The organism is Catellatospora methionotrophica (genome assembly GCF_011297335.1).
GTDB lineage: Bacteria > Actinomycetota > Actinomycetes > Mycobacteriales > Micromonosporaceae > Catellatospora > Catellatospora methionotrophica.
Genome location: NZ_JAAOTJ010000011.1, coordinates 143,625 through 164,903 on the forward strand (window position 1 = coordinate 143,625; position 21,279 = coordinate 164,903).

34 protein-coding genes are annotated in these 21,279 nt (G+C 67.9%); 1 reads left to right on the plus strand and 33 read right to left on the minus strand.

Features of this window, described 5'->3' with window-relative positions:
* Positions 1–215 precede the first annotated feature (215 nt).
* Positions 216–1,496 (plus strand): hypothetical protein, encoded by a 1,281-nt coding sequence (locus tag HAV40_RS23710; RefSeq protein ID WP_166384846.1) that lies wholly within the window; start codon positions 216–218, stop codon positions 1,494–1,496.
* A gap of 30 nt (positions 1,497–1,526) precedes the next feature.
* Here the strand turns inward: HAV40_RS23710 and truA are convergent, their stop codons facing one another.
* The 33 genes from truA to tuf all read right to left on the minus strand — a co-directional run bounded on the left by truA (position 1,527) and on the right by tuf (position 21,268).
* On the minus strand, positions 1,527–2,366 hold the full coding sequence (gene truA, locus HAV40_RS23715; RefSeq protein WP_166384848.1) for a tRNA pseudouridine(38-40) synthase TruA: 840 nt from the start codon (positions 2,364–2,366) through the stop codon (positions 1,527–1,529).
* Positions 2,367–2,474: 108 nt separating this feature from the next.
* Positions 2,475–2,975 carry a 50S ribosomal protein L17 gene (gene rplQ, locus HAV40_RS23720; RefSeq protein WP_166384850.1) on the minus strand — a complete coding sequence of 167 codons (501 nt, stop codon included), beginning with the start codon at positions 2,973–2,975 and terminating at the stop codon, positions 2,475–2,477.
* 42 nt (positions 2,976–3,017) lie between these two features.
* The gene (locus HAV40_RS23725; RefSeq protein ID WP_166384852.1) at positions 3,018–4,040 is read right to left on the minus strand and encodes a DNA-directed RNA polymerase subunit alpha; all 1,023 of its coding nucleotides are present in this window, start codon (positions 4,038–4,040) and stop codon (positions 3,018–3,020) included.
* A 91-nt stretch (positions 4,041–4,131) separates the two neighbouring features.
* On the minus strand, positions 4,132–4,758 hold the full coding sequence (gene rpsD / locus HAV40_RS23730; protein ID WP_120317121.1) for a 30S ribosomal protein S4: 627 nt from the start codon (positions 4,756–4,758) through the stop codon (positions 4,132–4,134).
* 14 nt (positions 4,759–4,772) lie between these two features.
* Positions 4,773–5,180: a 30S ribosomal protein S11 gene (gene rpsK, locus HAV40_RS23735; protein ID WP_120317122.1), complete on the minus strand. Its 408-nt coding sequence runs from the start codon at positions 5,178–5,180 to the stop codon at positions 4,773–4,775.
* A gap of 44 nt (positions 5,181–5,224) precedes the next feature.
* Complete coding sequence (rpsM, locus tag HAV40_RS23740) at positions 5,225–5,605, minus strand: 30S ribosomal protein S13 (protein ID WP_144121762.1); 381 nt, start codon at positions 5,603–5,605, stop codon at positions 5,225–5,227.
* A 186-nt stretch (positions 5,606–5,791) separates the two neighbouring features.
* Entirely contained in the window at positions 5,792–5,905 is a 114-nt protein-coding gene (gene rpmJ / locus HAV40_RS23745; RefSeq protein ID WP_020520458.1) for a 50S ribosomal protein L36, read from the minus strand.
* Between the two features lie 86 nt (positions 5,906–5,991).
* Positions 5,992–6,213 (minus strand): translation initiation factor IF-1, encoded by a 222-nt coding sequence (infA, locus tag HAV40_RS23750; protein ID WP_007073013.1) that lies wholly within the window; start codon positions 6,211–6,213, stop codon positions 5,992–5,994.
* A gap of 387 nt (positions 6,214–6,600) precedes the next feature.
* On the minus strand, positions 6,601–7,425 hold the full coding sequence (gene map, locus HAV40_RS23755) for a type I methionyl aminopeptidase (protein ID WP_166384972.1): 825 nt from the start codon (positions 7,423–7,425) through the stop codon (positions 6,601–6,603).
* A gap of 240 nt (positions 7,426–7,665) precedes the next feature.
* The gene (locus tag HAV40_RS23760; protein WP_166384855.1) at positions 7,666–8,319 is read right to left on the minus strand and encodes an adenylate kinase; all 654 of its coding nucleotides are present in this window, start codon (positions 8,317–8,319) and stop codon (positions 7,666–7,668) included.
* Positions 8,320–8,389: 70 nt separating this feature from the next.
* Positions 8,390–9,718, minus strand: a complete 1,329-nt coding sequence (secY, locus tag HAV40_RS23765) for a preprotein translocase subunit SecY (protein WP_166384857.1) — start codon at positions 9,716–9,718, stop codon at positions 8,390–8,392.
* Between the two features lie 309 nt (positions 9,719–10,027).
* The gene (gene rplO / locus HAV40_RS23770) at positions 10,028–10,471 is read right to left on the minus strand and encodes a 50S ribosomal protein L15 (protein WP_120317126.1); all 444 of its coding nucleotides are present in this window, start codon (positions 10,469–10,471) and stop codon (positions 10,028–10,030) included.
* On the minus strand, positions 10,471–10,653 hold the full coding sequence (gene rpmD, locus HAV40_RS23775) for a 50S ribosomal protein L30 (protein WP_120317127.1): 183 nt from the start codon (positions 10,651–10,653) through the stop codon (positions 10,471–10,473). Before rpmD ends, rplO begins: the two co-directional genes overlap by 1 nt.
* 2 nt (positions 10,654–10,655) lie before the next feature.
* Positions 10,656–11,288: a 30S ribosomal protein S5 gene (rpsE, locus tag HAV40_RS23780; RefSeq protein WP_166384859.1), complete on the minus strand. Its 633-nt coding sequence runs from the start codon at positions 11,286–11,288 to the stop codon at positions 10,656–10,658.
* Between the two features lie 17 nt (positions 11,289–11,305).
* A complete protein-coding gene (rplR, locus tag HAV40_RS23785; protein ID WP_155374088.1) occupies positions 11,306–11,695 on the minus strand; it encodes a 50S ribosomal protein L18 in 390 nt (129 codons plus the stop codon).
* Positions 11,692–12,243: a 50S ribosomal protein L6 gene (gene rplF, locus HAV40_RS23790; RefSeq protein ID WP_144121758.1), complete on the minus strand. Its 552-nt coding sequence runs from the start codon at positions 12,241–12,243 to the stop codon at positions 11,692–11,694. Before rplF ends, rplR begins: the two co-directional genes overlap by 4 nt.
* A gap of 12 nt (positions 12,244–12,255) precedes the next feature.
* Positions 12,256–12,663, minus strand: a complete 408-nt coding sequence (gene rpsH / locus HAV40_RS23795) for a 30S ribosomal protein S8 (RefSeq protein ID WP_166384861.1) — start codon at positions 12,661–12,663, stop codon at positions 12,256–12,258.
* Between the two features lie 70 nt (positions 12,664–12,733).
* Positions 12,734–12,919 (minus strand): type Z 30S ribosomal protein S14, encoded by a 186-nt coding sequence (locus HAV40_RS23800; protein ID WP_144121757.1) that lies wholly within the window; start codon positions 12,917–12,919, stop codon positions 12,734–12,736.
* Positions 12,920–12,923: 4 nt separating this feature from the next.
* Positions 12,924–13,493, minus strand: a complete 570-nt coding sequence (rplE, locus tag HAV40_RS23805; protein WP_166384863.1) for a 50S ribosomal protein L5 — start codon at positions 13,491–13,493, stop codon at positions 12,924–12,926.
* Positions 13,493–13,810 carry a 50S ribosomal protein L24 gene (gene rplX / locus HAV40_RS23810; RefSeq protein ID WP_203671102.1) on the minus strand — a complete coding sequence of 106 codons (318 nt, stop codon included), beginning with the start codon at positions 13,808–13,810 and terminating at the stop codon, positions 13,493–13,495. The genes rplE and rplX overlap by 1 nt, the downstream gene beginning before the upstream one ends.
* Positions 13,807–14,175 carry a 50S ribosomal protein L14 gene (gene rplN, locus HAV40_RS23815; RefSeq protein WP_117226249.1) on the minus strand — a complete coding sequence of 123 codons (369 nt, stop codon included), beginning with the start codon at positions 14,173–14,175 and terminating at the stop codon, positions 13,807–13,809. The genes rplX and rplN overlap by 4 nt, the downstream gene beginning before the upstream one ends.
* 173 nt (positions 14,176–14,348) lie before the next feature.
* Positions 14,349–14,627, minus strand: a complete 279-nt coding sequence (rpsQ, locus tag HAV40_RS23820) for a 30S ribosomal protein S17 (protein ID WP_166384867.1) — start codon at positions 14,625–14,627, stop codon at positions 14,349–14,351.
* A gap of 5 nt (positions 14,628–14,632) precedes the next feature.
* Complete coding sequence (rpmC, locus tag HAV40_RS23825; RefSeq protein WP_166384869.1) at positions 14,633–14,863, minus strand: 50S ribosomal protein L29; 231 nt, start codon at positions 14,861–14,863, stop codon at positions 14,633–14,635.
* Positions 14,863–15,288 carry a 50S ribosomal protein L16 gene (rplP, locus tag HAV40_RS23830; RefSeq protein WP_120317136.1) on the minus strand — a complete coding sequence of 142 codons (426 nt, stop codon included), beginning with the start codon at positions 15,286–15,288 and terminating at the stop codon, positions 14,863–14,865. The genes rpmC and rplP overlap by 1 nt, the downstream gene beginning before the upstream one ends.
* 3 nt (positions 15,289–15,291) lie before the next feature.
* A complete protein-coding gene (gene rpsC, locus HAV40_RS23835; RefSeq protein WP_166384871.1) occupies positions 15,292–16,122 on the minus strand; it encodes a 30S ribosomal protein S3 in 831 nt (276 codons plus the stop codon).
* Positions 16,122–16,595 (minus strand): 50S ribosomal protein L22, encoded by a 474-nt coding sequence (rplV, locus tag HAV40_RS23840; RefSeq protein ID WP_155389838.1) that lies wholly within the window; start codon positions 16,593–16,595, stop codon positions 16,122–16,124. The genes rpsC and rplV overlap by 1 nt, the downstream gene beginning before the upstream one ends.
* A 34-nt stretch (positions 16,596–16,629) precedes the next feature.
* The gene (gene rpsS, locus HAV40_RS23845; protein WP_120317139.1) at positions 16,630–16,911 is read right to left on the minus strand and encodes a 30S ribosomal protein S19; all 282 of its coding nucleotides are present in this window, start codon (positions 16,909–16,911) and stop codon (positions 16,630–16,632) included.
* 16 nt (positions 16,912–16,927) lie between these two features.
* Entirely contained in the window at positions 16,928–17,767 is an 840-nt protein-coding gene (gene rplB / locus HAV40_RS23850) for a 50S ribosomal protein L2 (RefSeq protein ID WP_166384873.1), read from the minus strand.
* A gap of 13 nt (positions 17,768–17,780) precedes the next feature.
* On the minus strand, positions 17,781–18,083 hold the full coding sequence (gene rplW, locus HAV40_RS23855; protein ID WP_120317141.1) for a 50S ribosomal protein L23: 303 nt from the start codon (positions 18,081–18,083) through the stop codon (positions 17,781–17,783).
* On the minus strand, positions 18,080–18,724 hold the full coding sequence (gene rplD / locus HAV40_RS23860; RefSeq protein ID WP_166384875.1) for a 50S ribosomal protein L4: 645 nt from the start codon (positions 18,722–18,724) through the stop codon (positions 18,080–18,082). The genes rplW and rplD overlap by 4 nt, the downstream gene beginning before the upstream one ends.
* Positions 18,721–19,383: a 50S ribosomal protein L3 gene (gene rplC / locus HAV40_RS23865; RefSeq protein ID WP_166384877.1), complete on the minus strand. Its 663-nt coding sequence runs from the start codon at positions 19,381–19,383 to the stop codon at positions 18,721–18,723. The genes rplD and rplC overlap by 4 nt, the downstream gene beginning before the upstream one ends.
* Positions 19,384–19,394: 11 nt before the next feature.
* Entirely contained in the window at positions 19,395–19,703 is a 309-nt protein-coding gene (gene rpsJ / locus HAV40_RS23870) for a 30S ribosomal protein S10 (protein ID WP_007073037.1), read from the minus strand.
* Between the two features lie 371 nt (positions 19,704–20,074).
* Positions 20,075–21,268 (minus strand): elongation factor Tu, encoded by a 1,194-nt coding sequence (tuf, locus tag HAV40_RS23875; RefSeq protein WP_166384879.1) that lies wholly within the window; start codon positions 21,266–21,268, stop codon positions 20,075–20,077.
* Positions 21,269–21,279 lie beyond the last annotated feature (11 nt).

A 21,279-nucleotide genomic window follows, 5' to 3' on the forward strand; every position in this document is an offset into this window, starting at 1 on the left:
CGCCCGGTCCCCGCTTACCCGGGGACACGGGCGCCGGTCAGCACGGGTCACTACGCGACAGTGCCCATGACTCTGAGTCACCAAGACGGACGGGAGCCGCCCGAGGCGGAGCCGCCGGAGGAGCTGGCCGCCGCCGCGCACCCGACCCGCAGCAGGACCCCGATCGCTTCGACGGGTTCGCGGAGCGGAAACCTCCACGCGAACATCCCGGGGCGGTGCCCGGCCGGGCCGGGGCCCGCGCCATGCCGCCGCAGCAGCCCGGACCCGGCCCCGCGCCGGGACCCCGCAACCCGGCCGGACCGCGCGGCTACGAGCCGCCGCGCCGGGGTGAGCCCCGCATCGGCGAACCGCCCCGCCGCAATCTGCCCGGCGAGCCGCCCGGTGCCCGCAACGGCGCGCTGGCGCGTCCGCGCGGGGTCGAGGACCCTCCGCCCACCATGCGGCGCGGTTTCGCCCCCGGTGCGCCTCCTGGGGCCCCGCCCGGGGCTCCGCCCCGCCGCAATGTCACCGAGCCGCGTCAGCGGTCCGCTCCGCCCGCGACCCCGGTCTCCCCCGGTGTCGCGCCCGGCATGCCGCCACGCACCGCGCCGAATCCGGCGATGCCGGTGCGCGTCGTGCCCCCGCCGCCTACCCGGCCCACCATCGCGCCACCGCCTCCGCCACCTCCGCCGCGGCGTACCGGGCCGCGCCCGGCCGCGGCGGGCGAGCCCGGCGTCGCCGCCGGCTGGCAGCGGCTCGCCGCGAACCCGAACATGTCCAGCCGCTGGAAGAAGGCGCTGAGCGTGCTCGGCGTGCTGGCCGTGCTGACCGTGTGCGGCGTCGGCTCGTTCCTCATGGTGCTGGACGAGAAGAAGGGCTCCGAGGCGCAGGCCAACAGCTCGCCGCCGCCGACGGCCACGCCGATCGACATCACCTCGCGCGAGGTCGACCCGAAGCCGCTCACCGCCAACGAGGTCTTCCCCGGCAAGCAGATCGTCATCGACCCGGCCAAGCCGACCGAGGTGTACGCGGTCATCAAGCCGCAGGTGCTCACCGACTGCCGGGCAGCCGCGAGCGGCGAGATCAGCAAACTGATCACGAGCCTGGGCTGCTCCCAGGTGGTACGCGGCACGATGCGCTCCCCCAACGGGGCGTACCTGGTCACCGGCGGCATCGTGAACCTGGAGACGGTCGCCAACGCGGAGAAGGCGTACGAGGCGATCAAGCCGATCGTCGACGACGGCAAGGGCCGCTTCCTCGGCTACGCGCCCGACCGCCAGGCCAAGAACAGCGTCACCAAGCCCCTGGCCCTGGCCTCGACCCACGCCGGCTGGAACATCCGCGGCCACTACCTGGTCTACTGCGTGATCGCCCGGTCCGACGGCGAGGAGATCCCGATCGGCGACCCGTTCGCCAAGCAGATCCTCTTCGACGTGATCGAGTTCTACCTGCGCGGCAAGGTCCTGGAGGAACGCGCCAGCGACCCCGTCACCAGCGCCGCTCCCTCCGCCAGCTGACAGGCCGGAGGAAGGGAGCCCGGCGTGCCGTCAGGCGGTGCCGGCGGCGCGCTGCCCCGCGGGCACGCCGCGCAGGTTGCGGGTCTGCTCCGCGCGGGCCGCGAACTCCGCCTCGTCGGGGTAGCCCACCTCGACCAGGTTCAGCCCGTGCGGCGGGGCCACCAGCACGTCGCTGACGCGCTCCGTACGGGTCAGCAGCGACGCGGGCCAGTCCGGCTCCCGCCGCCCGTCGCCGACCGTCAGCATCGCCCCGACCAGGCTGCGCACCATCGCCTGGCAGAACGCGTCGGCCTGCACCGTCGCCGCCAGCACCCCGTCGGGCTCGCGCCGCCACGACATCCGGGTGATGTGCCGGATCGTGGTCGCGTGCTCCTTGCGCTTGCAGAACGCCGCGAAGTCGTGCTCCCCGCACAGCCCGGCCGCGGCGGCTTTGAGCCGGTCCAGGTCCAGCGGGCGCAGCCAGAACAGGGTGTCGCGGCGGCGCAGCGGACTCGGCCCGGCCTCGGTGTCGGTCACCCGGTACTCGTAGCGCCGCCACAGTGCCGAGAAACGTGCGTCGAAGGCGGGCGGCACCTCGCGGGCGGCCCACACCCGCACGTCACCGGGCAGCAGCCCGGCGAGCCGGCGCACCAGCGTCGGGGCCAGCGCCTGCCACCGCTCGTCGGGCAGCTCCACGTGGCAGACCTGACCGGTCGCGTGGACCCCGGCGTCGGTGCGCCCGGCCACGGTCAGGCCGGTCGGGTTGCCCGGCCCGAACACCTTCTCCAGCTCGGCCAGCAGAACCCCGGCGACGGTACGCCGCCCCGGCTGCGCCGCCCAGCCGGAGAAGTCCGTGCCGTCGTAACCGACGTCCAGGCGTACCCGCGCCATGTCCTGCTCCTTCGTCTGCGCACCTTGGCGGGCGCACGCCCGCGGAAACGGCGAAGCTCCCCTCCCGGCTGCGCGAGCAGCGGGAGAGGAGCTCCGACCGGATGAAACTCAGGCCTTGTCGGCGGCCTTGTCGGCAGCCTCGTCGGCGGCCTCGTCAGCCTCGCCGGACAGGACCGCGACCTTGTCGGCCTGGGCGGCCTTCTTGGCCTGGGCCTTGGCAGCCTTCGCCGGCGCCGCGGGCGCCGCCACCTCGAGCTCCTCGACCAGCTCGATGATCGCCATCGGAGCGTTGTCACCCTTGCGCGGGCCGACCTTCACGATCCGGGTGTAGCCACCCGGACGGTTCGCGAAGCGCGGCGCGATCTGCTCGAACAGGGACACGAAGACGTCCCGCTCGCCGATCGTCTTGCGGACCTCACGGCGAGCCGCGAGGTCGTCCCGCTTGGCCTTGGTGATGAGGCGCTCGGCCAGCGGGCGCAGCCGCTTGGCCTTGGTCTCGGTGGTGGTGATGCGGCCGTGCTTGAACAGCGCCTGGGCCAGGTTGGCCAGGATCAGCTGCTCGTGCGCGGGGCTGCCCCCGAGGCGGGGACCCTTGGTGGGCGTAGGCATTGGTGCTCCTTGATGTCTATCCGAGCTGCCGAGGCAGGTTGGTTACAGCTGCTCGGTCTCGCGGTAGTCGTCAGTGTCGTAATCGGCGTCGCCGTAGGAGTCCACGACGTGGGCCGGGTCGAAGTTCGGAGCCGAGTCCTTCAGCCCCAGACCCATCCCGGCGAGCTTCATCTTGACTTCGTCGATGGACTTCTGCCCGAAATTCCTTATGTCGAGCAGGTCCGCCTCGGTGCGCCCGATGAGCTCACCGACGGAGTTGATGCCCTCGCGCTTGAGGCAGTTGTACGAGCGGACGGTGAGGTCCAGCTCCTCGATCGGCAGCGCCAGGTCGGCAGCGAGCTGCGCGTCCTGCGGCGACGGGCCGATGTCGATGCCCTCGGCGGTCTCGTCCAGCTCACGGCACAGGCCGAACAGCTCCACCAGGGTGGAACCGGCCGACGCCAGCGCGGTCCGCGGCGAGATCGACGCCTTCGACTCGACGTCGATGATCAGACGGTCGAAGTCGGTGCGCTGCTCGACACGGGTCGCCTCGACGCGGTAGGTCACCTTGAGCACCGGCGAGTAGATCGAGTCGACCGGGATGCGGCCGATCTCGGCGCCGGCGTTCTTGTTCTGCGCCGCCGTGACGTAACCCCGGCCCCGCTCGACGGTCAGCTCCATGTCGAGCCGGCCCTTGCCGTTCAGGGTCGCGAGCTTGAGGTCCGGGTTGTGCACGGAGACACCGGCCGGGGGCTGGACGTCGCCGGCGGTCACGTCGCCAGGGCCCTGCTTGCGCAGGTACATGCTGACCGGCTCGTCGTGCTCCGACGAGACGCACAGGTCCTTGACGTTCATGACCAGCTCGACCACGTCCTCCTTGACACCGGGGATCGTGGTGAACTCGTGCAGCACACCGTCGATCTTGATGCTCGTGACGGCCGCGCCCGGGATCGAGCTGAGCAGCGTACGACGCAGCGAGTTGCCGAGGGTGTAGCCGAACCCGGGCTCGAGCGGCTCGATGGTGAACCGGGAGCGGGTCTCGTTGATCGACTCTTCGGTGAGAGTCGGCCGCTGAGAGATAAGCACTGGGTGAACTCCTCTACGTTGGGCGCCCACTATTTGACGCCACGCGTAACGGCGGCCGGTGCGGCGAATCGCCGCACCGGCCAGAGCACTACTACTTGGAGTAGAGCTCGACGATCAGCTGCTCCTGGACCTGGGTGTCGATCACCTGACGGGCCGGAAGCGAGTGAACGAGAACCTTGAACTGGCTGGGGATGACCTCCAGCCAGGCCGGAACGCCGCGAGAGCCGGCCTCCGCCTGCGCCACCACGAACGGCGTGAGCTCGCGGGACTTGCCCCGGACCTCGACGATGTCGTGCTCGGTGACGCGGTACGACGGGATGTCGACCTTCTTGCCGTTGACCAGGAAGTGACCGTGCTTCACGACCTGGCGGGCGTGGTCACGGGACTTGGCCAGGCCGGCCCGGTAGACCACGTTGTCGAGGCGCGACTCGAGGATCTGCAGCAGAACCTCACCCGTCTTGCCCGACTTGCGGTTGGCCTCTTCGTAGTAGCCGCGGAACTGCTTCTCCAGCACGCCGTAGATACGACGGGCCTTCTGCTTCTCACGAAGCTGCAGCAGGTACTCGGACTCCTTGGTACGACCGCGGCCGTGCTGGCCGGGCGGGAAGGGGCGCGACTCGAACGGGCACTTGGGCCCATCGCACTTGCTGCCCTTGAGGAACAGCTTGACCTTCTCACGACGGCAACGGCGGCAGTCTGCGCCGGTGTAACGAGCCATTTGTCTATCTCCCCTTAGACCCGGCGACGCTTGGGCGGACGGCATCCGTTGTGCGGCTGCGGCGTGACGTCGGAGATCTGCCCGACCTCGAGACCGGCAGCGGTCAGCGAACGGATGGCGGTCTCACGGCCAGAGCCCGGACCCTTGACGAACACGTCGACCTTGCGCATGCCGTGCTCCATCGCGCGACGCGCGGCGGCCTCGGCGGCCAGCTGGGCGGCGAACGGAGTCGACTTACGCGAGCCCTTGAAGCCGACCTGGCCGGCGGAGGCCCACGAGATCACAGCACCGGTCGGGTCCGTGATGGACACGATGGTGTTGTTGAACGTGCTCTTGATGTGCGCCTGCCCGTGGGAGACGTTCTTGCGTTCTTTACGCCGGACCTTCTTTACAGCGGCCCCAGCGCGTGCCTTGGGTGGCATATCTTTATGCGCTCCTTCTAGATGCGATTGCTAACGGGACAGGCTTACTTCTTGCCGGCCTTCTTCTTGCCGGCCACGGTGCGCTTCGGGCCCTTGCGGGTACGAGCGTTCGTGCGAGTGCGCTGTCCACGGACAGGCAGGCCCTTGCGGTGCCGGATGCCCTCGTAGCAACCGATCTCCACCTTGCGGCGGATGTCAGCGGCGACCTCGCGGCGCAGGTCACCTTCAACCTTGAAGTTCGCTTCGATGTAGTCACGAAGCTGAACGACCTCTTCGTCGGTGAGGTCCTTCGCCCGCTTGTTCGGGTCGATGCCCGTGGCGGAGCAGAGCTGCGCCGAGCGGGTGCGGCCGATGCCGTAAACGTAGGTAAGCGCGATCTCCAGCCGCTTTTCGCGGGGGAGATCAACGCCGACGAGACGTGCCATGGTGGGCTGCTCCTCGTAGCTTGCGGAGGTCTGCGCCCGATCCATCCCCCACCTGCCCAGGTGGGGCCCCGGCCTCCGACCGGGGGTTGATCCGCAGAGCTGTCCGACAAGTCGGAGCGTTCCCGCGGCTGGAACGAGCTATTGCTGGTGATGCTGCAACGACAAGGCGTCGCCAGGGAGCTGGAATCAGCCCTGGCGCTGCTTGTGGCGCGGGTCGTCACAAATGATCATGACCCGGCCGTGCCGACGGATGACGCGGCACTTGTTGCAGATCTTCTTGACACTCGGCTTGACCTTCACGGCTCGCCTTTGCTGCTATTCCCGGCCCGAGCATGGTCGAGCCAGGGAAAGACGGACACGGACTCACCCCGGTGGAGTCAGTTCGATTACTTGTAGCGGTAGACGATCCGCCCGCGGGTGAGGTCGTACGGCGAGAGTTCGACGACGACCCGGTCCTCGGGCAGGATGCGAATGTAGTGCTGACGCATCTTGCCGCTGATGTGGGCCAAGACCTTGTGGCCGTTAGCGAGCTCGACCCGGAACATTGCGTTCGGGAGTGGCTCGATAACTCGGCCCTCGATCTCGATGGCCCCGTCCTTCTTCGGCATATCCTCCGCTACCTGACATAGGGTGAATGGGTCGGCTCACCTGGTCCATCACGACCCGGTAGGACCGGATCGCGCCAGCCGCGGTTCCGCCGGACCCCCGAAGCGCGGGGAGCATGGCGGAGTGGACGCGGTGCGCCGATTGGCCAGTCTACGCCCACCTCGGCATCGACACCAAACCACCCCCCGACCCCCGCGGCCGGGAGTGTCACACCCCACACCACGACCGCCGTGCCCTGCGCCGCCAACCCTCCCCACACTGCTTCCGCAACTCTTAAAGAATCGCGGCTATTCGTGCCCCTCGAAGCCGCGACTCTTTAAGAGTTGCGGAAGCAGTGTGGGCGGGGTGGGGCGGGGCGGGCGCGGCTAGGCCGGCGGCGGGTTCGAGGGTCAGGCGGTGGCGGAGGCCGTGAGGAGGTCGCCGAGGCGGGCGCGGCCGCCGTCGGGGGCGGTGAGAACCCACACGCCGTCGTCGAAGAGGCCGATGGAGTGCTCGACGTGCGCGGCGTGCGAGCCGTCGGTGGTGACCACGGTCCAGCCGTCGTTCAGCTCCGCGGTACGGGCCGAGCCCATCGTGATCATCGGCTCGATGGCCAGGGCCATGCCAGCGACCAGCTTCGGGCCGCGACCGGGGCGCCCGTGGTTGTGGATGTGCGGCTCCTGGTGCATGGCGGTGCCGATGCCGTGGCCGCCGTATCCCTTGACGATGCCGTACTTACGGGGCGCCTTGCGCACCGCCGACTCCACAGCCCACGAGATGTCGGTCAGCCGGCCGGTGCCCGAACGCACCCCCCGGGCCGCGGCGGCGATGCCCGCCCACATCGACTCCTCGGCCACCTCGGCCATCCGCAGCAGGTCCGGGCGGGTCTCCCCGACGCCGACGGTGATCGCCGCGTCGCCGTGCCAGCCGTGCAGGATGGCCCCGCAGTCGATCGAGATCAGGTCGCCCTCGGCCAGCACGTGCTTCGGGTTCGGGATCGTGTGCACGATCTGCTCGTTCACCGACGAGCAGATGGTGGCAGGGAAGCCGTGGTAGCCCTTGAACGACGGGATCGCCCCGTGCGACCGGATCACGTCCTCGGCGACGGCGTCCAGCTCGGCGGTGCTGACCCCGGGCTTGACCGCCTCGCGGGCCGCCGCCAGCGCGGCTGCCACCACCAGCCCGGCAGCGCGCATCAGGTGCAGCTGCTCCGGCGTCTTGATCTCGATGTCCATGTGCTCGGCCATTGCCTTCCCACCGGCCCGGCTGCTGCCGGGTGACTGCTGCCCGGCGGGGACCGCCCGGTGCTGTCGTCGCGTCACGGCCGCGGAGCCGACCTCCGACCGCCGCGTCGACCGCGGCAGCCCGCCGCCGGACCGGCAACGGCCGGTGCGGCGGCGGTCATGCCGCGTCGTCGCGTCAGAGAAGTCGTGATCCCCGCAGGCGCCGGCCCCACCGCCGAGCGCCAGGCAATGCTACGCGCTGAACGAGCGCAGTTCGTTGATGGCCCGCTCGGTGACGTCCTCCACCGGACCCATGGCGTCGATCCCGACCAGGCGGTTCTGCGCGCCGTAGTGGTCGACCAGGGGGGCGGTGTCGCGGGCGTACACCTTCAGCCGCTCCGCGATCGTCTCGGCCTTGTCGTCGTCGCGCTGGTAGAGCTCGCCGCCGCAGCGGTCGCAGAGGTTCTCGCGGCTCGACGCGTCGAACTCGATGTGCCAGATCTTGCCGCAGCCGTGGCAGGTGCGACGGCCGGACAGGCGGCGGATGACCTCGTCGTTGTCGACGATGAGCTCCAGCACCAGGTCCAGGTTCGCGCCCGTGTCGGCGAGCATCTTGTCCAGCGCGACGGCCTGGGGCACGGTGCGCGGGAAGCCGTCGAGCAGGAAGCCGTCGGCGGCGTCGGCTTCGGCCAGCCGGCCGCGCACCATGTTGATGGTGACCTCGTCCGGCACCAGGCCGCCCGAGTCCATGTAGCGCTTGGCCTCCAGGCCCAGCGGGGTGCCCTGCGAGACGTTGGCCCGGAAGATGTCACCCGTCGAGATCTTCGGCACGGAAAGGTGCGAGGCGATGAACTCCGCCTGCGTCCCCTTGCCCGCGCCCGGCGGACCCACCAGCACCAGCCTCATTACGACACCTCACTAAAACCGGCGAACCGGCGGCGCGAGAACGCGCCGCCGATCCGCTGCGCCCGCTTGCTCACCGAAGGAATCCCTCGTAGCTGCGCTGCATGAGCTGGCTCTCGATCTGCTTTACCGTCTCCAGACCCACACCCACCATGATCAGCACCGCGGTGCCGCCGAAGGGGAAGTTCTGGTAGGCCTGGGAGTCTAGCCAGATGAAGAACAGGTTCGGCAGGATCGCGATGATGCCCAGGTAGAACGCACCCGGCAGAGTGATCCGGCTGAGGATGAAGTCCAGGTAGTCGGCGGTCGGCTTACCCGGCCGGATACCCGGCACGAAGCCGCCGTACTTCTTCATGTTGTCCGCGATCTCGGTCGGGTTGAACGTGATCGAGACGTAGAAGTACGTGAAGAAGATGATCATCACGAAGTAGAGCAGGATGTAGCTCCACTTGCTGGGGACGGTCAGGTAGTCGCGCAGCCAGATCTGGACCGTGCCCGGGTTGTTCTGGTCCATGAACTGCAGGGCCAGCGTGGGCAGGTAGAGCAGCGACGACGCGAAGATGACGGGGATGACGCCCGCCTGGTTGACCTTCAGCGGGATGTAGGTCGACGTGCCGCCGTACATCCGCCGGCCGACCATGCGCTTGGCGTACTGCACCGGGATGCGGCGCTGCGCCTGCTCGATGTACACCACCAGCGCGATGACCACGACGACGAGCGCGAGCACCCCGACGAAGCCCCACCAGCCCTTCGACTCCTTCAGCTGCCAGCCCTCACTGGGCAGGCGAGCCGCGATGGAGGTGAAGATCAGGACGGACATGCCGTTGCCCACACCGCGGTCGGTGATGAGCTCGCCGAGCCACATCACGACGCCGGTGCCGGCGGTCATGGTGACGACCAGCGCGGTCAGCGTGACCCACTGCGGCAGCGCCGTGTTGGGCACGATCGGGAACTCGTCGCACGCGCCCTGGAACAGCTGGCCGGAGCGGGCCAGGGCCACGAAGGCCGAGGACTGCAGGACGGCGAGGCCCAGGGTCAGGTAGCGGGTGTACTGGGTGATCTTCGCCTGGCCGGACTGGCCCTCCTTGCGAAGCTGCTCCAGGCGCGGGATGACCACGGTGAGCAGCTGCAGGATGATCGACGCCGTGATGTACGGCATGATGCCGAGCGCGAAGACCGACAGGGACAGCAGAGCGCCGCCGGAGAAGAGGTTAAGGAGCGTGAAGACGCCGTTCTCGGCACCCGACTCCATGGCGGTGATGCACTTCTGCACGTTCCCGTACGAGACACCGGGGCTGGGCAGCGTGGCACCGAGGCGATAGAGCGCGATGATCCCGAGCGTGAACAGAATCTTCTTGCGCAGGTCAGGCGTCTTGAACGCACTGACAAAAGCGGAGAGCAACTTCTTCCTCCTGCGCGCGGCACCGGGGGCCGGTGGCTGTCGTGTAAGGGGCGTGACTGGGTATGTGGTGCGAGCCGTGACCATTACGGTCGGCCTTCACCGCGCCACGCGCAGTTTACGCGTAGCTGGGATCGGACTCTAACAGTCCCGACCCTCAATGGTCAGGTCTGCACGGCACATATCTGTGCCAGCCTAGGCCTTGGCAGCGCTCGTGCCCAGTGGCTACGACCTGCGTCTTGCCCAGAAAGGCCGAAAGCCGAGCGTGGCGCCCGACCTAGGTCGGTCGGGCGCCACGTCTGCGACTGTCGCTTACAGCTCCGTCACGGAGCCGCCGGCGGCTGCGATCTTCTCCTTGGCGGTGGCGCTGAAACCGTGCGCCGACACCTGGAGCTTCACGCCGCCGAGCTCGCCGGTGCCGAGCACCTTGACCGGGTGGCCCTTGCGGACGGCACCGGCCTCGGCCAGCTCCAGCGGGCCGACCTGGCCGCCGTTGGGGAACAGCTCGGCGAGCCGGTCCAGGTTCACGACCTGGAACACGACCTTGAACTTGTTCCGGAAGCCCTTCATCTTCGGAAGCCGCATGTGGATAGGCATCTGCCCACCCTCAAACGACGGCTTCACCTGGTAGCGGGCCTTCGTACCCTTGGTACCACGACCGGCGGTCTTGCCCTTGGAACCCTCACCACGACCCACGCGGGTCTTGGCGGTCTTCGCACCGGGCGCCGGGCGGAGGTGGTGGATCTTGATCGTCATTACTCAACCTCCTCGACCTTCACGAGGTGGCTGACCGCGAAGATCATGCCCCGAATCTCGGGACGGTCCTCTTTCACCACCACGTCGTTGATCCGCTTGAGCCCGAGCGAACGCAGCGACTCGCGCTGGTTGCGCTTGCGCCCGATGTCGGACCGCAGCTGGGTGACCTTCAAACGTGCCATCGTTACGCACCCGCTCCCGCACGCGCGGCCAGCAGCGCGGCCGGCGCGACGTCCTCGACCGGCAGCCCACGGCGGGCCGCGATGGCCTCCGGGGACTCCAGCATCTTCAGCGCGGCGACCGTGGCGTGCACGATGTTGATCGGGTTCGAGGAGCCGAGGCTCTTCGACAGCACGTCGTGGATGCCCACGCACTCCAGCACGGCGCGAACCGGGCCGCCGGCGATGACACCGGTACCGGCGCTGGCCGGCTTGAGCAGCACTACACCGGCAGCCGCCTCACCCTGCACGGGGTGCGGGATGGTGGAGCCGATCCGGGGAACCCGGAAGAAGTGCTTCTTGGCCTCCTCGACACCCTTGGCGATCGCCGCGGGCACCTCCTTGGCCTTGCCGTAGCCGACGCCGACGTTGCCGTCACCGTCGCCGACGATCACCAGAGCGGTGAAGCTGAAGCGCCGACCGCCCTTGACGACCTTGGCGACACGGTTGATCGTGACGACCCGCTCGAGATGCGGGGTCTTCTCGACCGGCGCGTTGCCACGGCCGTCGCCACGGCCGCGCCGCTCGCGTCCACCGCGGTCGCCGCCCTCACTGCCACCGGAACCGGAACCCGTGCCCCGGCGTTGTGGTCCTGGCATTATCCCAGCCACCTTTCCTAGAACTCGAGTCCAGCACCGCGTGCGGCGTCCGCCAGAGCCGCGATGCGGCCCGCGTAGCGGTTGCCACCGCGGTCGAAGACGACCTTGGTGATACCGGCGGCCTTCGCCCGATCGGCGAGCAGAGCGCCCACCTTGCCGGCGATGGCGCTCTTGTCGCCCTCGGCGCCCTTGATCGAGGCGTCCATGCTCGACGCGGACACCACGGTGTGACCCTTGGTGTCGTCCACGATCTGGACCCAGATGTGGCGCAGCGAGCGGGTGACGACCAGACGGGGGCGCTCAGCGGTGCCGCTGAGGTTCCGGCGGATGCGGAAGTGCCGACGCGCCTTGCCGACGGCCCGCTTGGCGGCGACGCCGTTGCGGCGCTTGAGCAGCGTGGCGGTCACTTCTTACCTGCCTTTCCAGCCTTACCGGCCTTGCGGCGGATGACCTCGCCCTGGTACTTGACGCCCTTGCCCTTGTAGGGCTCCGGCGGGCGGATCTTCCGAATGTTGGCGGCGATCTCACCGACAAGCTGCTTGTCGATGCCGGAGATGTGGAACAACGTCGGCCGCTCCACCGCGAAGGTGATGCCGGCCGGGGGCGCGACCACGACGGGGTGCGAGAAGCCGAGCGCGAACTCGAGCTCCGAACCCTTGGCGGTGACGCGGTAACCCGTACCGTTGATCTCCAGGCTCTTCTTGTAGCCCTCGGTGACGCCGACGATCATGTTGGCGACCAGGGTACGCGAGAGACCGTGCAGCTCCTTGGCACGACGCTCGTCGTTCGGGCGGGTGACGAGCAGCTCGCCGCTCTCACCGCGCTCGGCGATGATCGGCTCGCTCAGCGTGTGCTGAAGCTCGCCCTTGGGGCCCTTGACCTTGACGGTCTGGCCATCGATGGTGATCTCGACGCCGGAAGGCACCGTGATCGGCTTACGTCCGATTCGCGACATTGCAGACCTTCCTCACCAGACGTAGGCGAGGACTTCCCCGCCCACCCCGCGCTTACGGGCCTGCCGGTCGGTGAGCAGCCCCTGAGACGTCGAAATAATCGCCACACCCAGACCGCCGAGAACACGCGGCAGCTCCGGGGACTTGGCGTAAACCCGCAGGCCGGGCTTGGAGACACGCCGGATGCCGGCCAGGCTCCGCTCCCGGTTCGGGCCGAACTTCAGTTCGACGATCAGGCTCTTGCCAACGGCACCCTCGGCGGGGTCCTCGACAGCCCAGGCGGCAATGTAGCCCTCGGCCTTGAGAACCTCGGCGACGTTCGCCTTGATCTTCGAGTAGGGCATCGCCACCCGGTCGTGGTACGCCTGGTTGGCGTTGCGCAGACGCGTGAGCATGTCTGCAATCGGGTCGGTCATCGTCATTGTTTATCAGCCTTTCTCGCCGCGGTTCCCGGTGTCACACCGGGCCTACGGCGAAGGGGAAGCCTTGGATTTACCAGGAAGCCTTGGACACGCCGGGGAGCTCACCCTTGTGAGCCATGTCCCGAACACAGATCCGGCAGAGCCCGAACTTGCGGTAGACGGCCTTCGGCCGACCGCACTTCTGGCACCGGGTGTACGCGCGCACCGCGAACTTCGGCTTGGCCGCAGCCTTGATGATCAGCGCCTTCTTGGCCATGTGCTCAGTTCTCCTTGAACGGGAAGCCCAGGAGCTTGAGCAGCGCCCGGCCCTCATCGTCGGTCTTGGCGGTGGTCACCAACGTGATGTCCATGCCCCGGACCGCATCGATCCGGTCCTGGTCGATCTCGTGGAAAACCGACTGCTCGGTCAGACCGAAGGTGTAGTTGCCGTGACCGTCGAGCTTGCGCCCGTCCAGACCGCGGAAGTCGCGGATACGCGGCAGCGCGATCGACAGCAGCCGGTCCAGGAACTCCCACATCCGGTCGCCGCGCAGGGTCACCTTCGCGCCGATCGGCATACCCTCACGCAGCTTGAACTGCGCGATGGACTTGGTGGCCTTGCGGATCAGCGGCTTCTGACCGGTGATCGCGGTGAGGTCCTTGACCGCACCGTCGATCTTCTTCGAGTCACGGGCCGCCTCGCCGACGCCCATGTTGACCACGATCTTCACCAGGCCCGGCACCTGCATCGGGTTGGCGAAGCCGAACTGCTCACGCAGCTGGCCGACAACCTCGGCGCGGTAACGCTCCTTGAGACGCGGCATGGTCTTGGTCTCGGTCGCCGTCGTCATCACAGCTCCTTGCCGGTACGACGGGAGACGCGCGTCTTCACGCCGTTCTCGTCGATCTTGTAGCCGACGCGGACGGGCTTGCCGTCCTCGACGACCATCACGTTGGAGACGTGAACAGGCGCCTCCTGGGTGATGATGCCGCCGGTCTTGGCGCCACGCTGGGTGGTACGGATCTTCTCGTGCTTGGTGATCCGGTTAACGCCTTCGACCAGGATCTTCTCGGTCCGGGGGTAGGCCGCGATGACCGTACCCTCCTTGCCCTTGTCCTTGCCGGCGATAACCTTGACCTTGTCGCCCTTCTTGACCTTCATGGTCACAACACCTCCGGGGCAAGGCTGATGATCTTCATGAAGCGCTTGTCCCGCAGCTCACGGCCAACCGGGCCGAAGATACGGGTACCGCGCGGGTCGCCACCGTCCTTGATGATGACGGCGGCGTTCTCGTCGAAGCGGATGTACGAGCCGTCCGGACGACGCCGCTCCTTGACGGTGCGAACGATGACCGCCTTGACGACGTCACCCTTCTTCACACCGGCACCGGGAATGGCGTCCTTGACGGTGGCCACGATGACGTCGCCGATGCTCGCGTAGCGCCGACCCGAACCACCGAGAACGCGGATGCACAGAATCTCCCGGGCACCCGTGTTGTCGGCGACTCGCAGTCGCGACTCCTGCTGGATCACGTCAACTCCTGTATGTCTGCCGGTTCTCCGCCCGCCCGGTTGCGGGGGGACCCGTACTGCGCGGGCGGAGCCTGGCGGAACTCGAACCGCCCGGAACGCCCCTCAGGGCGCCCCGGCCGGCTATCTGATCTTCGGCCGCTAGGCGGCCGGCGAACCTGCCGAAGGCGGCAGGGTCACTTGGCCTTCTCGAGGATCTCCACGACCCGCCACCGCTTGGTGGCGGACAGCGGACGGGTCTCCATGAGCAGCACCCGGTCACCGATGCCGCACGCGTTAGCCTCGTCGTGCGCCTTCAGCTTGCTGCTACGGCGCAGAACCTTGCCGTACAGCGAGTGCTTGACCCGGTCCTCAACCGCCACGACGACGGTCTTGTCCATCTTGTCGCTGACGACCAGGCCCTCGCGTACCTTACGCCGGTTCCGGTCGACTGCGTTCTCGTTGGTCTCGCTCATGTTCCCTACGCCACCTCAGTAGGCGCGGCCGAGAGCCCCAGCTCACGCTCGCGCATGATCGTGTAGATCCGGGCGATCTCGCGACGGACCACATCCAGCCGACGGTTGTTGTCGAGCTGGCCGGTCGCACCCTGGACGCGGAGGTTGAACAGCTCCGCCTTGGCCTCCCGCAGCTTCACGACAAGCTCCTCAGAGGAACTCTCGCGCAGCTCGGCTGCCTTGGTAGTGGCTGCCATCACGCCTCACCCACTTCGCGCTTCACGATTCGGCATTTCATCGGGAGCTTGTGGATCGCGCGGCGCATGGCCTCGCGAGCAATCTCCTCGTTCGGGAACGCCATCTCGAAGAGAACGCGTCCCGGCTTGACGTTCGCCACCCACCACTCGGGCGAGCCCTTGCCGGAACCCATGCGGGTCTCGGCGGGCTTCTTGGTCAGGGCCTGGTCCGGGAAGACCGTGATCCAGACCTTGCCACCACGCTTGATGTGACGGGTCATGGCGATACGCGCCGACTCGATCTGCCGGTTGGTGACGTACGCCGGCTCGAGCGCCTGGATGCCGAACTCGCCGAACACCACCCGGTTGCCGCCCTTGCTCCGACCGGAACGGTCGGGGTGGTGCGGCTTGCGGAAGCCATTCGGAGGCTTACGCGGCATCAGCATTGTTCAGCCCTCCTGCTCAACCGGCGCGGCCGGAGCCACGTCGGCGCTGTCCTTGGTGAGCTCCGCGGCGGCCGCGCGGCCGGCCTCGGTGCCTGCACCGGTGGTACCAGTGGCACCCGAACGGCCACGGCGCGGTCGCTCGGACCGCTCGCCGCCACGGCCTTCACGGCGCTGGCGGCCCGGGGCCTCGGCCGGGGTCTCGCGACCCGGCACGGCGTCACCCTTGTAGATCCAGACCTTCACGCCGATGCGGCCGAAGGTCGTACGGGCCTCGAAGAAGCCGTACTCGATGTTGGCGCGCAGCGTGTGCAGCGGCACGCGACCCTCACGGTAGAACTCCGTGCGGCTCATCTCAGCACCGCCGAGGCGGCCCGAGACCTGGACACGGATGCCCTTGACCATCGGGTTCTTCATGGCCGACTGGATCGCCTTGCGCATCGCCCGGCGGAACGCCACGCGGCCCGAGAGCTGCTCGGCGATGCCCTGCGAGACCAGCTGAGCGTCCGACTCGGGGTTCTTGACCTCGAGGATGTTCAGCTGGACCTGCTTCTTGGTGAGCTTCTCGAGCTCCCCACGCAGGCGCTCGGCCTCCGCACCCTTACGGCCGATGACGATACCCGGCCGGGCGGTGTGGATGTCGATGCGAACCTTGTCACGGGTGCGCTCGATCTCGACCTTCGAGATACCGGCACGCTCGAGGCCCTTGGCCATCATGCGGCGGATCGCGACGTCCTCGCCGATGTAGTCCTTGTAGAGCTTGTCGGCGTACCAGCGGGACTTCCAGTCGGTCGAGATGCCGAGCCGGAACCCAATCGGGTGGACTTTCTGACCCATTACTTGGTCTCCTCCTGCTCGGCGGCCTCAACCTCGGGCGACGCTGCGGCCTTGGTGGCCTTGGCCGGCGTCGCCTTCGCGGCGGCGGTGGCCTTGCGGACCGGCGCCTTCGGCGCGACTGCCTCCACCTCGACGGTGATGTGGCAGGTGCGCTTGCGGATCCGGTAAGCCCGGCCCTGCGCCCGCGGCCGGAACCGCTTCAGCGTCGGACCCTCGTCCACGTAGGCAGCGCTGACCAGCAGCGCGTCCGGGTCGAGACGCTCGTTGTTCTCAGCGTTGGCGATAGCGCTGGCCAGCACCTTGTAGACCGGCTCGCTCGCCGCCTGCGGCGCGAACTGGAGCACCGTCAGTGCCTCCTTCGCGGGCAGACCGCGGACGAGGTTGACCACACGGCGCGCCTTGCTGGCGGACAGGCGCACGTGGCGGGCGACCGCACGGGCGCCCGGCGCGGCCTGCGCGTCATTCGTAGGCATCGTGTTTCCCCTAAATCCTTATTACGGTCCGCCGTCAGCGACGGCGACTCTTCCGGTCGTCCTTCTCGTGACCCTTGAACGTGCGGGTGAGCGCGAACTCGCCGAGCTTGTGCCCGACCATCGCCTCCGACACGAACACCGGGACGTGCTTGCGCCCGTCGTGCACGGCGATCGTGTGACCCAGCATGTCCGGGATGATCGTCGAACGCCGCGACCAGGTCTTGATGACGTTCTTGGTGCCCTTTTCGTTCTGCACTTCCACCTTCTTGAGAAGGTGGTCGTCGATGAAGGGGCCCTTCTTCAGGCTGCGAGGCATCTGTCAGCTCTCCCTATTACCCGCGCTTGCGGGTGGCGTAGCGGCGGCGGACGATCAGCTTGTCGCTCGCCTGGCCCTTGCGGCGGGTACGACCCTCGGGCTTACCAGCCGGGTTCACCGGGTGGCGACCACCGGAGGTCTTGCCCTCACCACCACCGTGCGGGTGGTCGACCGGGTTCATGGCGACACCACGGACGGTCGGGCGCTTGCCCTTCCACCGCATACGACCAGCCTTGCCCCAGTTGATGTTCGACTGCTCGGCGTTGCCGATCTCGCCGACCGTCGCGCGGCACCGGACGTCCACCTTGCGGATTTCGCCCGACGGCATACGCAGCGTGGCGTAGTCCTCCTCGCGGCCCAGCAGCTGGACACCGACACCGGCCGAGCGGGCCAGCTTGGCGCCGCCGCCCGGACGCAGCTCCACGCAGTGCACGGTCGTACCGACCGGGATGTTGCGCAGCGGCAGGTTGTTGCCCGGCTTGATGTCCGCACCCGGACCAGACTCGACCAGGTCGCCCTGCTTCAGGTCCTTCGGCGCGACGATGTAGCGCTTCTCGCCGTCGACGTAGTGCAGCAGCGCGATGCGCGCGGTGCGGTTGGGGTCGTACTCGATGTGCGCGACCTTGGCCGGCACACCGTCCTTGCCCACCCGCGTGAAGTCGATCAGACGGTACTGACGCTTGTGGCCGCCGCCCTGGTGCCGCGTGGTGATGCGGCCGTGAACGTTACGACCGCCCTTCTTCGGCAGCGGTACGACGAGCGACTTCTCCGGCGTCGACCGGGTGACCTCGGTGAAGTCGGCGACGCTGGAGCCACGGCGACCGGGCGTCGTCGGCTTGTACTTACGGATACCCATTGTCTTATACCCCTCAGCTCACCGGTCCGCCGAAGGCTTCGATGCGGTCGCCTTCGGCGAGCTTCACCATCGCGCGCTTCGTCGCCTTGCGCTGACCCCAGCCGGTGCGGGTGCGCTTGCGCTTGCCCTCACGGTTGAGCGTGTTCACCGTCAGCACCCGAACATTGAAGATCTGCTGAATAGCGATCTTGATTTCGGTCTTGTTCGCGTCCGGGTGCACCAGGAAGGTGTACCAGTTGCGGTTGAGCTCGCCGTAGCTCTTCTCCGAGACCACCGGAGCGACGATGATGTCGCGCGGGTCGGCAATCGTCGTCACTTGGAACCCTCCTCAGCGGGCACGCCCAGGAACTCCTCGAGCGCCTCGGTGGTGAAGACCACCGCGTCGCTGACGAGCACGTCGTACGTGTTGAGCTGCCCGGACTCGATCAGGTGCACCTGCGGCACGTTGCGCAGGCTCACCCAGTTGACCTCGTCGTTGGCACCCAGCACGACCAGCACGCGCGGGGCGTCGCCCGCGACCTTCTGGATCGTGGCCAGGGCGGCCTTCGTCGACGGCTTCTCGCCGGTCACGAACGCGTCGACCACGTGCAGCACGCCGTTGCGGGCCCGGTCCGACAGGGCACCGCGCAGGGCGGCGGCCTTCATCTTCTTCGGGGTCCGCTGGCTGTAGTCACGCGGCTGCGGGCCGTGGACGACGCCACCGCCGGCGAACTGCGGAGCGCGGATCGAGCCCTGACGGGCGCGACCGGTGCCCTTCTGCTTGTACGGCTTCTTGCCGCCACCGGCGACCTCACCGCGACGCTTCGTCTTGTGCGTGCCCTGGCGCGCGGCGGCCAGCTGGGCCACCACGACCTGGTGCATCAGCGAGATGTTCGCCTGCACGTCGAAGATCTCGGCCGGCAGCTCGACGGAGCCGCTCTTGGCGCCCTCGGCGCTGATCACGTCAACCGTGGTCACTTCGAGGCACCACCCTTCTTCTTCGTCTTCGCGGCGCTACGAACGAGCACCAGCGCACCCTTGGGGCCCGGGATGGCGCCCTTCACGAGCAGCAGGTTGTTCTCGAGGTCCACGGCGTGCACGGTGAGGCCGGGCGCGGTGTAGCGCACGCCACCCATGCGGCCGGCCATGCGGACGCCCTTGAACACGCGACCCGGCGTGGCGCACGCGCCGATCGAACCGGGCGAACGGTGCTTGCGCTCGACGCCGTGGCTGGCCTTGAGGCCGTGGAAGCCGTGGCGCTTCATGACACCGGCGAAGCCCTTGCCCTTGGTCTTGCCGGTCACGTCGATGGCCTGTCCGGCCGCGAACGTGTCGACGAGGACCTCCTGGCCGAGCTCGTACGAGCCGGCGTCGGTGGTGCGCAGCTCGACGATGTGCCGACGGGGCGCGACGTTCGCCTTGGCGAAGTGGCCCGCCTTGGGCTGGCTCACCTTGCGCGGGTTGATCGCGCCGAAAGCCAGCTGAACGGCCTCGTAGCCGTCCTTCTCAGTGGTACGAACCTGGGTGACGACGCACGGGCCGGCCTGCACCACGGTCACGGGGACGACTTTGTTGTTGTCCCAGACCTGAGTCATGCCGAGCTTGGCGCCCAGGATGCCCTTAACTTGCCTGTCCATCAGTCCGGTCCCTACAGCTTGATCTCGATGTCGACGCCAGCCGGCAGATCGAGTCGCATGAGCGAGTCGACCGTCTTCGGGGTCGGGTCGATGATGTCGATCAGACGCTTGTGCGTGCGCATCTCGAAGTGCTCGCGCGAGTCCTTGTACTTGTGCGGCGAACGGATCACGCAGAAGCGGTTGATCTCCGTGGGCAGTGGCACCGGCCCTGCGACCTGAGCACCCGTACGGGTCACCGTCTCGACGATCTTCCGTGCCGAGGAGTCGACGACCTCGTGGTCGTAGGCCTTGAGCCGGATGCGGATCTTCTGTCCCGCCATGGTGGCTTCTGTTTCCTTCTCTCAAGCCGCTACCTGCGGCGGCAGACGGTGGGGCCTGCCCCCTGTCCGACCCCCGCGGTCGGGCGTGTCGCGCGCTGAACCAGACTGATTTCCCTATTAAAAGGTCATTTGCCTTGGCTAAGCGGGCATCAAGCCCGATCACAGGAGCTTCACGTCAGAGGCCCGAGGACCCCCACGTCACGCGGCGCGACGCACCCACTGGGCGCGACCGGCCGCAACGCAACCTGTTCATTATGCCGTATCGGGTACGCCATTGTGAAATCAGGGTGCCGGGGCTCACTAAAACAGGCCCGACCTGCGTACATGTAAAGGTGCGGGCGCCCTGCCCGAAAGCAGGGCGCCCGCGGAGATCACTTGGTGATCTTGGTGACTCGGCCGGCACCGACCGTGCGGCCACCCTCGCGGATCGCGAAACGGAGGGTCTCCTCCATGGCGATCGGCTGGATGAGCTTCACGGACATCTCGACGTTGTCGCCGGGCATGACCATCTCGGTGCCCTCGGGCAGCGTGACGACACCGGTGACGTCGGTGGTGCGGAAGTAGAACTGCGGCCGGTAGTTCTGGAAGAACGGGGTGTGACGGCCACCCTCCTCCTTGGAGAGGATGTAGACCGACGCCTCGAACTCCGTGTGCGGGGTGGTCGTGCCGGGCTTGACCACGACCATGCCGCGCTCGACGTCCTCGCGCTTGATGCCGCGCAGCAGCAGACCGACGTTCTCGCCCGCGCGGGCCTCGTCGAGCAGCTTGCGGAACATCTCGATGCCGGTGCAGGTGGTCTTCATCGACTTCTCGCGAATACCGACGATCTCGACCTCCTCGTTCGGCTTGAGGATGCCACGCTCGGCGCGACCGGTGACGACGGTGCCACGACCGGTGATCGTGAAGACGTCCTCGATCGGCATGAGGAACGGCTTGTCGACCTCACGCTCGGGCTGCGGGATCGCGGAGTCGACCGCGTCCATCAGGCCCAGCAGCGCCTCGGACCACTTCGGGTCGCCCTCGAGCGCCTTCAGCGCGGAGACCCGGACGACCGGCAGGTCGTCACCCGGGTACTCCTGGTTCGACAGCAGCTCGCGGATCTCGAGCTCCACCAGCTCCAGCAGCTCCTCATCGTCGACCATGTCGCTCTTGTTGAGCGCCACGACGATGTAGGGCACGCCGACCTGACGGGCGAGCAGCACGTGCTCGCGGGTCTGCGGCATCGGGCCGTCGGTAGCGGCGACCACCAGGATCGCGCCGTCCATCTGGGCGGCACCGGTGATCATGTTCTTGATGTAGTCAGCGTGACCCGGGCAGTCAACGTGCGCGTAGTGCCGGTTCTCCGTCTGGTACTCGACGTGCGCGATGGAGATCGTGATACCACGAGCCTTCTCCTCCGGCGCCTTGTCGATCTCGTCGAAAGGGGTGTACGGGTTGAGTGCCGGGAACTTGTCGTGCAGGACCTTAGTGATGGCCGCCGTCAGCGTCGTCTTACCGTGGTCGATGTGACCAATGGTGCCGATGTTGACGTGCGGCTTAGTCCGCTCGAACTTCGCCTTCGCCACTGGTGTCCTCC

Excerpts from the sequence above, each read along its gene's own strand:
- truA (WP_166384848.1), bottom strand. The coding sequence starts at position 2,366 with ATGGCGCGGGTACGCCTGGACGTCGGTTACGACGGCACGGACTTCTCC.
- rplQ (WP_166384850.1), bottom strand. The coding sequence starts at position 2,975 with ATGCCTACGCCCACCAAGGGTCCCCGCCTCGGGGGCAGCCCCGCGCAC.
- rpsD (WP_120317121.1), bottom strand. The coding sequence starts at position 4,758 with ATGGCTCGTTACACCGGCGCAGACTGCCGCCGTTGCCGTCGTGAGAAG.
- rpsK (WP_120317122.1), bottom strand. The coding sequence starts at position 5,180 with ATGCCACCCAAGGCACGCGCTGGGGCCGCTGTAAAGAAGGTCCGGCGT.
- rpsM (WP_144121762.1), bottom strand. The coding sequence starts at position 5,605 with ATGGCACGTCTCGTCGGCGTTGATCTCCCCCGCGAAAAGCGGCTGGAG.
- infA (WP_007073013.1), bottom strand. The coding sequence starts at position 6,213 with ATGCCGAAGAAGGACGGGGCCATCGAGATCGAGGGCCGAGTTATCGAG.
- map (WP_166384972.1), bottom strand. The coding sequence starts at position 7,425 with ATGGACATCGAGATCAAGACGCCGGAGCAGCTGCACCTGATGCGCGCT.
- HAV40_RS23760 (WP_166384855.1), bottom strand. The coding sequence starts at position 8,319 with ATGAGGCTGGTGCTGGTGGGTCCGCCGGGCGCGGGCAAGGGGACGCAG.
- rplO (WP_120317126.1), bottom strand. The coding sequence starts at position 10,471 with ATGACGATCAAGATCCACCACCTCCGCCCGGCGCCCGGTGCGAAGACC.
- rpmD (WP_120317127.1), bottom strand. The coding sequence starts at position 10,653 with ATGGCACGTTTGAAGGTCACCCAGCTGCGGTCCGACATCGGGCGCAAG.
- rpsE (WP_166384859.1), bottom strand. The coding sequence starts at position 11,288 with ATGCCAGGACCACAACGCCGGGGCACGGGTTCCGGTTCCGGTGGCAGT.
- rplF (WP_144121758.1), bottom strand. The coding sequence starts at position 12,243 with ATGTCGCGAATCGGACGTAAGCCGATCACGGTGCCTTCCGGCGTCGAG.
- rpsH (WP_166384861.1), bottom strand. The coding sequence starts at position 12,663 with ATGACGATGACCGACCCGATTGCAGACATGCTCACGCGTCTGCGCAAC.
- HAV40_RS23800 (WP_144121757.1), bottom strand. The coding sequence starts at position 12,919 with ATGGCCAAGAAGGCGCTGATCATCAAGGCTGCGGCCAAGCCGAAGTTC.
- rplE (WP_166384863.1), bottom strand. The coding sequence starts at position 13,493 with ATGACGACGGCGACCGAGACCAAGACCATGCCGCGTCTCAAGGAGCGT.
- rpsQ (WP_166384867.1), bottom strand. The coding sequence starts at position 14,627 with ATGAGCGAGACCAACGAGAACGCAGTCGACCGGAACCGGCGTAAGGTA.
- rpmC (WP_166384869.1), bottom strand. The coding sequence starts at position 14,863 with ATGGCAGCCACTACCAAGGCAGCCGAGCTGCGCGAGAGTTCCTCTGAG.
- rplP (WP_120317136.1), bottom strand. The coding sequence starts at position 15,288 with ATGCTGATGCCGCGTAAGCCTCCGAATGGCTTCCGCAAGCCGCACCAC.
- rpsC (WP_166384871.1), bottom strand. The coding sequence starts at position 16,122 with ATGGGTCAGAAAGTCCACCCGATTGGGTTCCGGCTCGGCATCTCGACC.
- rplV (WP_155389838.1), bottom strand. The coding sequence starts at position 16,595 with ATGCCTACGAATGACGCGCAGGCCGCGCCGGGCGCCCGTGCGGTCGCC.
- rpsS (WP_120317139.1), bottom strand. The coding sequence starts at position 16,911 with ATGCCTCGCAGCCTGAAGAAGGGCCCCTTCATCGACGACCACCTTCTC.
- rplB (WP_166384873.1), bottom strand. The coding sequence starts at position 17,767 with ATGGGTATCCGTAAGTACAAGCCGACGACGCCCGGTCGCCGTGGCTCC.
- rplC (WP_166384877.1), bottom strand. The coding sequence starts at position 19,383 with ATGGACAGGCAAGTTAAGGGCATCCTGGGCGCCAAGCTCGGCATGACT.
- rpsJ (WP_007073037.1), bottom strand. The coding sequence starts at position 19,703 with ATGGCGGGACAGAAGATCCGCATCCGGCTCAAGGCCTACGACCACGAG.